Below are 10,417 nucleotides of genomic sequence, written 5' to 3'. Positions count from 1 at the left end.
TCCGTTCCCCTCTCTTTAAGTCTGGAGCGGGAGACGAGTCTCGAACTCGCGACCTCAACCTTGGCAAGGTTGCGCTCTACCAACTGAGCTACTCCCGCAGGAATTCTGTGCCTGGAGGCGCGAGGCGGAATCGAACCGCCGTAAACGGATTTGCAATCCGGTGCATGGCCACTTTGCTATCGCGCCGTCCTAGTCTCAATGGAGCGGGAGACGAGTCTCGAACTCGCGACCTCAACCTTGGCAAGGTTGCGCTCTACCAACTGAGCTACTCCCGCATTGAGAAGAGAGATTTTACTGATTTCAAAAAATATGTCAAGTCCCTTGAGCTCGAACATTAGAGATCAGAAATAGCGCCTGCCCAGGGTGCAAAAAAAGGGACCATCCGAAGACAGTCCCTTGCATTTTTTACTTCATCAGGAAAGCACCGCTGAGGATGCTTTCCCTCGCGAGTCAGGTATTAGAAGACCATGCAGGCGACGAAGCCGAGGCACACCGAGAAGACGATGGCGAGAAGGCCCGGGATGAAGAAGGCGTGGTTGAACACGTACTTGCCGATGCGGGTCGTGCCGGTGTCGTCCATCTGGACCGCGCCGAGGAGGGTCGGGTAGGTCGGGAGCACGAAGAGGGCGGACACAGCAGCGAACGAGGCCACGAGCATGTAGGAGTCGCCAGGATTGGCGGCGCTGATGCCGAGGGCAGCGACGATGGCCGGGGTGATGGCCTTCGCGGTAGCAGCCTGCGAGTAGAGGAGCATGGCGGCGAAGAAGAACACGACGGCGAGGAGAGCCGGGTAGGCAACCACAGCGTCAGCAGCGAACGACTTGATCTCGTTCACATGGCCGGACACGAACGTGTCGCCGAGCCAGGCAACGCCGAGCACGCAGACGCAGGCAACCATACCGGACTTGAAGACGGAAGTCGAAGCGACATTGCCGAGTTCAACCTTACAGAAGATCGTCGTCAGGGTGGCGACCGTAAGCATGAGGCTCATGATGGCGGCGTCACGCGGAACGATAACGTTCTTGATGAGGCCGACAGCAGGCGAAATCGCGGAAGCGTAAAGAACAACGCAGATAACGCCGAGGAGGAAGATCAGCACGGAGCGCTTGGCATAGGGCTTGAGCTCCATCTGGGCAACGCCGGAGGAGGCCTTCACGAGACCCTTGGCGAGACGTTCCTTGTAGACCGGATCGGACTCGAGATCCATGTTCTGGATCTTCGTCATCACGAAGGCGGTGAGCATGCAGCCGACGAAGGTCGTCAGGAGCCAAATGCCGAGCAGAGCCGGGTAGGACCAGCCGAACGGTTCAAGAACGCCGGACATGTAGATCACGGCCGCGGAAACCGGGGAAGCCGTAATGGCGATCTGGGAGGCGACGACGGCGATCGAAAGCGGGCAGCAGGGACGAATCTTCTGTTCCTTGGCAACTTCAACGATAACCGGGATCATCGAGAAGGCGGTGTGGCCCGTACCGGCGAAAAACGTCAGGACGTAGGTCACGACAGGAGCGAGATAGTTGATCTGCTTCGGGTTCGAACGAAGGATGCGTTCAGCAATCTGAACGAGGTAGTCAAGGCCGCCGGCGAGCTGCATGCAGGAAATGGCAGCGATCACCGAGGCGATGATGAGAATCACGTCCCAGGGAATATTGCCCGGCTTCATGCCGAGAAGAAGACCGAGGACGAGCACGCCGAGACCGCCGGCGTAGCCAATACCGATGCCGCCGAGACGGACACCGAGGAAGATCGCGCCGAGCAGGACAACGATCTGAAGAATAAGCATGAAATCCATAATGCCTCCAGGCATGTTGAGATCTCCTCCTCCCGATTTGCTTTTGCCCAGTATGGGAATGCTCTAAAGCCAATCAGGCGAGGGCGGTGCTCGCTCTGGTAACTGATCCTGCATGCGGCTTCTCCGGACGCCTGCGGCATGAAAATTTCTTTTCATGCCCCAAGTGTTTGATCAGCAGCTGCAGTTCGGGAAATCAGACGACCCCGCTTTGGTGGTTGATCGCAGAGCCTCTCTTTTCGAGAGGCTCTGTCGGTCTGCTCTTCCCGGATCTATTTATTTAATTTGTCCGGGTCAGAGCGTGGCGAGTTCGAATTACTGCTCGAACTTCGGGTTGATGAGGTTGTCGTACGTGAAGACCTTGTCCCACTCTTCCTGGGTCAGCATCTTCTTTTCTTCGACGACGAGCTGGTGCAGCGACTTGCCGGTGAGGAAGCCTTCGCGAGCAACGGCGGCGCAGGGCTTGTAGCCGAAGTGCGGCTTCAGAACCGTAACGATGCCGAGGGAGCCCATGACGAGGTCTTCGCAGTGCTTGGCGTTGACGACGATGCCGTCGACGCACTTCTCACGCAGCGCGATGCAGGCGTTCGTGAGGACCTTCATCTGCATGTAGAGCGCGAAGGAGATGACCGGTTCCATCACGTTCAGTTCGAGCTGGCCGGCGGAAGCGGCGAGCATGACGGACGTGTCGAGACCGATGGCGAGGAACGAAGCCTGGTTCGTCACTTCCGGGATGACCGGATTGACCTTGCCCGGCATGATCGAGCTGCCCGGCTGGAGCTGCGGCAGGACGAGTTCGGAAAGGCCGGTGCGCGGGCCGGAAGCGAGGAGACGGAGGTCGTTGCAGACCTTCGTGAGCTTGACGGCGAGGCTCTTGCAGGCGGAGGAGAGACCAACGTAGGCGCCGCAGTCGGACGTGGCGGCGATCAGGTCGTCGCTGTTGACGAAGTCGATGCCGGTGATCTCAGCGAGGTGCTTGACGGCGAGGGCCGGATAGTCCGGGTGAGCCGTAACGGTCGTGCCGATGGCGGTGGCGCCGAGGTTGACGACCTTCAGGTGAGCCTGGGCTTCCTTGATGACCTTGATTTCGTCAGCAATCGTCGTGCCCCAGCCATGGAATTCCTGGCCGAAGGACATCGGGACGGCGTCCTGCAGGTGGGTGCGGCCCATCTTCAGAACGTTCTTGTTCTTTTCAGCCTGAGCGTAGAAGCTGCCGACGAGCTCTTCAACGGCCTTCAGGAGGACGTTCGAGCGAAGGAGCAGCGAGAGGTGCAGAGCGGTCGGATAGGTGTCGTTCGTCGACTGGCCGAAGTTGGCGTGGTCGTTCGGGGAAACCTTCTTGTCGCCCTTGGCGAGGCCGAGGTGTTCGCAGGCGAGGTTGGAGATAACCTCGTTGCAGTTCATGTTCGTGGACGTGCCGGCACCACCCTGGAGCCAGTCGGTAACGAACTGATCGTTGTACTTGCCGGCGATGAGCTGGTCGCAGGCCCAGATCAGGGCGTCAGCAACGTCGGCCGGGATCGTGCCGAGTTCCTTGTTCGCCATGGCGGCAGCCTTCTTGACATAACCGAAGGCCTGAGCGAAGAACGGTTCCTGGCTCATCGGCATTTCGGTGATGTGGAAGTTCTGCTTGCCGCGCATCGTCTGCACGCCGTAGTAATCCTCATCAGGGATCTCGAGAGAACCAAGGAAATCGCTTTCAATACGGGACATTTATTGCTCCTCAAATATGTCCGATGCGGTTTTATTTAATAAGAGCGGGATTTGCTCTTTAAAACCGCATTTGCAGTTGACTCACTCCCAGCAGCCAGTTATCCGAGGATCAGCTGTGGTCCGCTGCTGTCTGAGTGAAGCAGTTCGCTTGAACTACTCTTTAATACGTGTAGATACGTATATTTAAAGAGTCTTTCTTGCGTTGAGTAAATATTACTGCTTATCTCGCTCAATGTAAATAGCTCATTTTCCTTTTGAATATCGGAAGAACCCTTACTTGTAAGAACGGATGGCTTGTTTAAGAGAAAAAGCCGCACCGGTTTGGTGCGCCCATATATCTGGAGTGTAAAAAAGACTGATCTTAATTAAGGTATAACTTTGAAATTTACTTTTCTCAAAAAATATCGGAGCAATAAAAAAGGCTGATACCCAAAATGGATACCAGCCTCTTTCAGACAGAGTCAGACTCTGCGGTCAAGCTTACTTAATAGGCTTGATCGGAATAGCCTTCTTGCCGTTCTGCGTCGGCAGGACCTTGTCGTAGTTGCCCATGCCCTGTTCAGCCATCTTGCGGCGGATGAAGGCGATCTGGGTCTTGAGCGGAAGATCCTTCGGGCAGAAGTCGTGGCAGGCGAGCAGCGACATGCAGCCGAAAACGCCGGATTCGTCGCCGACGACTTCGTAGTAGTCGGCGTCGTTGCGCTCGTCGCGCGGATCAAGGCGGAAGCGGGCGATCTTGTTGATGCCCACGGCGCCCACGAAGTCCGGGCGGATGCGGACGGTGCCGCAGCCGGCGATGCAGCAGCCGCATTCGACGCAGCGGTCGAGAACGTAGATGTCCTCGGCGAGCTGCGGGTCCATCGGCGCTTCCTGCTTGCGGAGGTCGACTTCGTCGATCTTCGCGTGAACCCACGTTTCCATGCGTTCGGACATGTTGCGCATCCACTTGCCGGTGTTGACCGAAAGGTCGCCGATAAGTTCGAAGGCAGGCAGCGGGGCGAGCGTGAACTCGTCGGGCAGATCCTTCGTCAGGGTGCGGCAGGCGAGGCCCGGCTTGCCGTTGATGAGCATCGCGCACGAACCGCAGATGCCGGCGCGGCAGACGAAGTCGAACTGCAGCGTGGGATCCTGTTCGTCGCGGAGATCATTCAGGGCAATGAAGAGCGTCATCGAGTCCGATTCCTGGAGCTCGTACGTCTGCATGTGCGGAACGCTGTCCGGATCCTGCGGGTTGTAGCGCAGGATGCTGATCTTCAGAAGACGATGCTTCTTGGCGGGAGCATCCGCGGCCTTGGCGGCCGGAGCCGCCGTCTGGGTCTTTTCCTGGGTCATTTTCTATCAAAGCTCCCAAATTAGTCTTTCAGCGGTTCATCGATGCGCTCGTTGCGGCCCTGGAGGCGCTTCGGCAGCAGATGCTGGTACGGCATGATCGCATCCTGGATGGCCCAGCGATCCTTGCCTTCGGCTTCCATCTTCTGACGGATGGCGTCGACTTCGGCCTGGCGCTTGGCGGATTCGGGATTTTCGATGTAGTTCTTGACGCCGTAGCCGCGGAATCCCGGGGGAAGCTCCATCTTGCTGATGTCAAGATCCTTGTAGGAGAGGGTCGGCAGCGTATCGCCTTCCTTCCACGTGGCGATCGTGCGCTTGAGCCACTTGACGTCGTCGCGGACCGAGTAGTCTTCGCGGTAGTGAGCGCCGCGCGATTCCTGACGGCTGTAGGCGCCGAGAGCAACCGTAAGCGCAACGCGAAGCATCGAGCGGGTGCGGTACGCGTAGACGAGTTCGGGGTTGTTGCCGGTAACGTCCTTCACAGGGATGTTGAAGGAGCGCTTGTAGAGCTCCTCGAGTTCCGTGACGGCTTCCTGCATGTCCTTGCCCTTGCGGAAAATGCCGATCTTGGTCGTCATGATTTCCTGCATGCGGGTACGGAGCGCCACAGCGTCTTCATTGCCGGTGTTCTTCAGGTAGCCGTTCAGTTCGGCCTGTTCCTTGGCGAGAGCATCGTAAATGAGGGACGTCGGGATGTCGATGCCGTTTTCGGCCTTATCGCAGAAGTCGGCGATGTATTCGCCGACGATCATGCCGGCAACGACGGTTTCAGCAACGGAGTTGCCGCCGAGGCGGTTGAAGCCGTGCATATCCCAGCAGGCGGCTTCGCCGGCCGCGAAGAGGCCCTTCAGGGTCTCGGATTCGCCGCTCGGCTTCGTGCGCACGCCGCCCATGGTGTAGTGCTGCGCCGGACGGACCGGAACCCATTCCTTCGTCGGGTCAACGCCGAGGAAGTAGTGGCAGATTTCGTAGACTTCACGGAGCTTGTGCTTGATGTGGTGTTCGCCGAGGAGCGTGATGTCGAGCCAGAGGTGTTCGCCGTACTTGGTCTTGACGCCCTTGCCCATGGCAATGCGTTCTTCCATGCGGCGCGAAACCACGTCGCGGGAGGCGAGTTCCTTCTTTTCCGGTTCAACGTCCGGCATGAAGCGGTAGCCGTCGACGTCGCGCAGCAGACCGCCGTCACCGCGGCAGCCTTCCGTCACCAGAATGCCGGCCGGGAAGATGCCGGTCGGGTGGAACTGAATGGCTTCCATGTTGGAGAGGGTGGCGACGCCCGTCTTGAGGGCGAGGTCGTAGCCCGTGCCGTCGCAGATCACGGCGTTCGTCGTGACGCGGTAGATACGGCCGGCACCGCCCGTGGCGATGGCGGTCGCCTTGGCGACGTAAGCCATGAGTTCGCCCGTGATGAGGTCGCGGACGATCGCGCCGTAGCAGCGCTTGCCGTCGGAAATGAGCGAGAGCGCTTCAACGCGTTCGATCACCGGAACCTTTTCGGCGATGATGCGGTCGGAAACGGTATTGAGCATGGCGTGGCCCGTGCAGTCGGACACGTAGCAGGTACGCCACTTCTTGGTGCCGCCGAAGTCGCGCTGGTTCATCATGCCCTGCGCTTCCTTGCGTTCCGTAATCGTCACCTTCTCGCCGTTGATGATCACCTGACGGTCACCGGCGGTGATTCGCGACCAGGGGCAGCCCCAGGCGGCGAGCTCACGCACGGCCTTGGGCGAGGTGTTCACGAACATGCGGACGACTTCCTGGTCCGCACCCCAGTCGGAGCCGCGGACGGTGTCGCCGAAGTGAACGTCCTCGTTGTCGCCCACGCCCTTGATCACGTTGCCGAGAGAGGCCTGCATGCCGCCCTGGGCAGCCTTCGAGTGGCTGCGCTTCGGCGGAACGAGAGAAAGGACGATCGAGTCGTGGCCGCGGCGCTTGGCAGCAACGGCCATGCGGAGTCCGGCAAGGCCACCGCCGATAACCAGCACGTCGGTGTAAATGATTTTCATGAGTTTTTCCTCGGAAATCCCGCCCTTGGGCGGGAGGATCGGCGCACAGCTCCTGACTATGCGTCCGTCCAGTCTTTGCAAATAGTCCGCATTGCCTCATTCAGGCTCCGCGGGCTGTTGCGACCTTTCGGCCGATTCCCATTAGTCGCAGACTTCATCCGCACATGCTCCCTCCTGAGGAGCTTCCGCCTCCGGAACGGGGAATGTTCCGGCGCGGGTCTTTTGCGCTTCTTCCTGCGGGTCCTCTTTCTGGGACTCTCACCCAAGGCGGACCGCACGAAGGACAAGACTCCCTGCCCTGGGAATCTTTTCCTCAACCCGGAAAGCCCGAAGGGGACATCTGTCTGAGCAGCCGTCCCCGCACGCGCTTGCCGTCCGAATTCACCTGCGTTGCTGTTCTCCTTGTAGCGACGCAGTCAAACTAAGACGTAGAGCAACTTCACTCTTCTGCGGTTTCTGCTTATATCGATGAGCCGATTGCTGCTGCATTCAAGGCGCCCGAAGCTTTGTTCCGTCCTGCCGGCTGGCGGCCGGCTGAGCAGGAATACGTAGATCCGCTTTCTTTCGCCGGGGCCAAAGCCCGAGCGAAAAACCGCGTTTCAAGTGCTCCGGAACCCTACAGTAGCGGGCTCAAACGAACTAAGTAGAAAACGCAGGGAGTTTAACTGTCACCCTCCCTACTACTATATCAGCAGTAACCCTTGATTACATCTTGAAATTTGACTTGAGTTAGGGCTTTCGGAGTATCTGTACATTTCCTTTTTCACAATAAAATTTTTCAATATTTCAAATAACTACAAATTTCCTATCTGAAAAACCGTTTACGTATTAAGCATATTTCTTGATACCTATTAGAAAGTACGATCAAACCCTGATTTCATAAATTACGAGTTTACTTAACAGATTGTTCGGATTTAAAAATCAATTTATACGTATAGATGCGTATAAATAAGGCATTGCCTCCATCCGAATCGTTTTGTCTCAATTTCAGGTATCACTTTGATAGATCGCAACACTATTGACCAATAAAAATCGATAGAATCTTTTGAAGCCATCTTTCTATGATTCCGGAGGTGTCAATCATGGCCAAACGCATTATTTCCACTCAGGAAGCTCCTGCCGCACTCGGCTACTACAGTCAGGCGACCGCAACGGACGCGACGCTCTACTGTTCCGGTCAGATCGGCATTCGCCCGGATACGGGAGAACTCGAGCACGGCGTTGAGGCTCAGGCCCGTCAGGCCTTCCGCAATCTTGAAGCCGTCATTGCCGAAGCCGGCCGTTCGACCGCGCAGGTCATGAAGCTCACAATCTTCCTCGCCTCGATCAACGACTTTGCCGTCGTCAACCGCGTCATGGGCGAATTCTTTGAAGCCCCCTATCCGGCCCGTTCGTGCCTTGCTGTCGCTGCGCTCCCGAAGGGCGCCCTCGTTGAGGTCGAGGCGATCGTTGATCTTGCCCCCTGACCCCCGGGTTTTCGGACAATGAATCAGGTTCAGCGCCCTCCCCAGAAAGCTTCCGGCGTCATCCGCTCCGGAAAGCTCGCACCTTTGAACGAACGGCTCAAAAAGCTCGGACTCGTCACCGACTGGGATTTCATTCTTCATCTGCCTCTGCGCTATGAGGACGAAACGAAGATCGACCCCGTCGGAATGCTTATCCCGGGCGAACCCGCACAGGTGCAGGGCGAAATCATTCGCTCTCAGATGACCGCGACGCCCTGGGGACAGCAGCTGATTGCGCTCCTCAAGGATGAAACGGGCGTACTTGCGCTCCGCTTCATTCACTACTTCCCCGGGACGCAGTCTGCCCTGCGCCCCGGCGCGATCGTGCGCATCTACGGCGAACCGCGCCCCGCCTTCGGGGGCGGCCTCGAGATGATTCATCCCAAAATCCGTCAGCCCGTAGCGAGCGGCATCACGCTTCCGAAAGCGCTCACCCCCGTCTACCCCCTGGGTGAAGGCATTCAGCAGAAGTGGCTGAGAAAGCGCATCGCCAGAGCGCTTCTCGACATGCAGGGGATGGAGGATCCCATCCCTGCCGCGCTCACGGATGAGCTTCACCTCCCCGGCCTCAGAGCCTCGCTCGAATACCTCCATAATCCGCCGCCCGACGCCGACTCTGAAGCGCTCATCAACCGCACGGACCCGCACTGGCAGCGGCTCAAGTTCGACGAACTCATTGCGCAGCAGATCACGCTTCGCGAAATGCGCGCGCTCGCAAGGAAGGACAAGGCCGATAGGCTTCAGGCGCCGCAGTCGGGCGGACTCATTGAGCCTTTCATAGAAGGACTTCCCTTCAGGCTCACCCATGCGCAAAGGAAGGTCTGGGGCGAAATCGAAAGGGATCTGGCAGAGCCTCATCCGATGCACCGCCTTGTTCAGGGCGACGTGGGAAGCGGCAAAACGGTTGTCGCGGCGCTTGCCGCCCTCCGGGCCATTGAAGCGGGCAAGCAGGCTGCGCTCATGGCGCCGACAGAAATTCTTGCCGAACAGCACTTTCAGAAAATCGTCTCCTGGCTCGAACCCCTCGGCATTCGCACCGCCTGGCTCACCGGAAGGCAGAAGGCTGCCGAGCGCGAGGCGTCTCTCGCGAGCATTCGCTCGGGAGAGGCAAAGCTTGCCGTCGGAACGCATGCGCTTATTCAGGAGGGCGTCTCCTTTCACGATCTCGGACTCGCGATTGTGGACGAACAGCACCGCTTCGGCGTCGCGCAGCGCCTTGAACTCGCCCGCGCCATGGAAAACGGCCTGAAGCCGCATCTCCTCATGCTCTCCGCAACGCCTATTCCGCGCACGCTCGCCATGAGCTACCTCGCCGACATTGACGTGTCGATCATCGACGAGCTCCCGCCCGGGCGCACTCCGGTCGAAACGAAGCTTGTCCGCATGGACAGGAAGGACGCCGTTGTCGGCGTGCTCCGCCACACGGTCGGCGAAGGCCATCAGGTCTATTGGGTGTGCCCGCTGATTGACGAATCGGAAGCGCTAGACCTTACGCCCGCCGTGAGATGCGCCGAGGAGCTGCGTGCGATGCTCCCGGACCTCACGATCGGCCTCCTTCACGGCGGCATGCCGGCCGCTGAAAAGGAAGCCGTCATGAACGACTTTTCCGCAGGCCGGATCCAGGTGCTTGTTTCCACCACGGTGATCGAAGTGGGGGTCGATGTCCCCAACGCCACCCTGATGGTGATCGAGCATGCCGAACGCTTCGGCCTCGCTCAGCTTCATCAGCTCCGGGGCCGCGTCGGACGCGGCGGAGGCCGAAGCGCCTGCGTGCTTCTCTTTGACGTGCGTCTTTCCGACATCGGCCGGGAGCGCCTCAAGATCATCCGCGAAACGACCGACGGCTTTGAAATTGCCCGCCGAGATCTGCAGCTGCGCGGACCCGGCGAATTTTTGGGCGAACAGCAGTCCGGCATGCCGATGCTTCGGTTCTGCGATCTCGAAAAGGATGCCGCCCTGGTTGAAAAGGCGCGCGATGCTGCCGACCGGATGCTCCTTGAGCACCACGAACTTGCAATCAAGCACGCTTCGCGCTGGTTCCAGGGAAAGGCGGAACTCCTCACGGCCTGATT

The 10,417-nt window shown here is 58.6% G+C and carries 6 protein-coding genes and 3 tRNA genes; 2 read left to right on the top strand and 7 right to left on the bottom strand.

The window, feature by feature from the left end; all coding sequences use genetic code 11:
* Positions 1-22: 22 nt before the first annotated feature.
* The 7 genes from GBM95_RS02930 to GBM95_RS02900 all read right to left on the bottom strand — a co-directional run bounded on the left by GBM95_RS02930 (position 23) and on the right by GBM95_RS02900 (position 6,840).
* Positions 23-98 (bottom strand) — tRNA-Gly (locus GBM95_RS02930).
* Positions 99-112: 14 nt separating this feature from the next.
* Positions 113-186: transfer RNA gene (locus GBM95_RS02925), tRNA-Cys, on the bottom strand.
* Between the two features lie 13 nt (positions 187-199).
* Positions 200-275: transfer RNA gene (locus GBM95_RS02920), tRNA-Gly, on the bottom strand.
* Positions 276-457: 182 nt separating this feature from the next.
* Positions 458-1,792 (bottom strand): anaerobic C4-dicarboxylate transporter, encoded by a 1,335-nt coding sequence (locus GBM95_RS02915; protein ID WP_152157710.1) that lies wholly within the window; start codon positions 1,790-1,792, stop codon positions 458-460.
* 312 nt (positions 1,793-2,104) lie between these two features.
* The gene (locus GBM95_RS02910) at positions 2,105-3,502 is read right to left on the bottom strand and encodes an aspartate ammonia-lyase (RefSeq protein WP_152157709.1); all 1,398 of its coding nucleotides are present in this window, start codon (positions 3,500-3,502) and stop codon (positions 2,105-2,107) included.
* 480 nt (positions 3,503-3,982) lie between these two features.
* Positions 3,983-4,834, bottom strand: a complete 852-nt coding sequence (locus GBM95_RS02905) for a fumarate reductase iron-sulfur subunit (RefSeq protein WP_152157708.1) — start codon at positions 4,832-4,834, stop codon at positions 3,983-3,985.
* Positions 4,835-4,854: 20 nt separating this feature from the next.
* Positions 4,855-6,840 (bottom strand): fumarate reductase flavoprotein subunit, encoded by a 1,986-nt coding sequence (locus GBM95_RS02900; RefSeq protein WP_152157707.1) that lies wholly within the window; start codon positions 6,838-6,840, stop codon positions 4,855-4,857.
* Between the two features lie 1,082 nt (positions 6,841-7,922).
* On the opposite strand from GBM95_RS02900, the gene GBM95_RS02895 reads away from it, so the two are divergent.
* Positions 7,923-8,306 (top strand): Rid family detoxifying hydrolase, encoded by a 384-nt coding sequence (locus GBM95_RS02895; protein ID WP_152157706.1) that lies wholly within the window; start codon positions 7,923-7,925, stop codon positions 8,304-8,306.
* Positions 8,307-8,324: 18 nt separating this feature from the next.
* Positions 8,325-10,415 (top strand): ATP-dependent DNA helicase RecG, encoded by a 2,091-nt coding sequence (gene recG, locus GBM95_RS02890; RefSeq protein WP_152157705.1) that lies wholly within the window; start codon positions 8,325-8,327, stop codon positions 10,413-10,415.
* The last annotated feature ends 2 nt before the right edge of the window (positions 10,416-10,417 follow it).

Source organism: Sutterella seckii (assembly GCF_009183815.1).
Taxonomy (GTDB): Bacteria; Pseudomonadota; Gammaproteobacteria; order Burkholderiales; family Burkholderiaceae_F; genus Sutterella; species Sutterella seckii.
This window is presented reverse-complemented; position numbering and strand designations above follow the sequence as displayed.

Coding starts and splice junctions, on each gene's coding strand:
- GBM95_RS02915 (WP_152157710.1), bottom strand. CDS start 1,792: ATGGATTTCATGCTTATTCTTCAGATCGTTGTCCTGCTCGGCGCGATC.
- GBM95_RS02910 (WP_152157709.1), bottom strand. CDS start 3,502: ATGTCCCGTATTGAAAGCGATTTCCTTGGTTCTCTCGAGATCCCTGAT.
- GBM95_RS02905 (WP_152157708.1), bottom strand. CDS start 4,834: ATGACCCAGGAAAAGACCCAGACGGCGGCTCCGGCCGCCAAGGCCGCG.
- GBM95_RS02900 (WP_152157707.1), bottom strand. CDS start 6,840: ATGAAAATCATTTACACCGACGTGCTGGTTATCGGCGGTGGCCTTGCC.
- GBM95_RS02895 (WP_152157706.1), top strand. CDS start 7,923: ATGGCCAAACGCATTATTTCCACTCAGGAAGCTCCTGCCGCACTCGGC.
- recG (WP_152157705.1), top strand. CDS start 8,325: ATGAATCAGGTTCAGCGCCCTCCCCAGAAAGCTTCCGGCGTCATCCGC.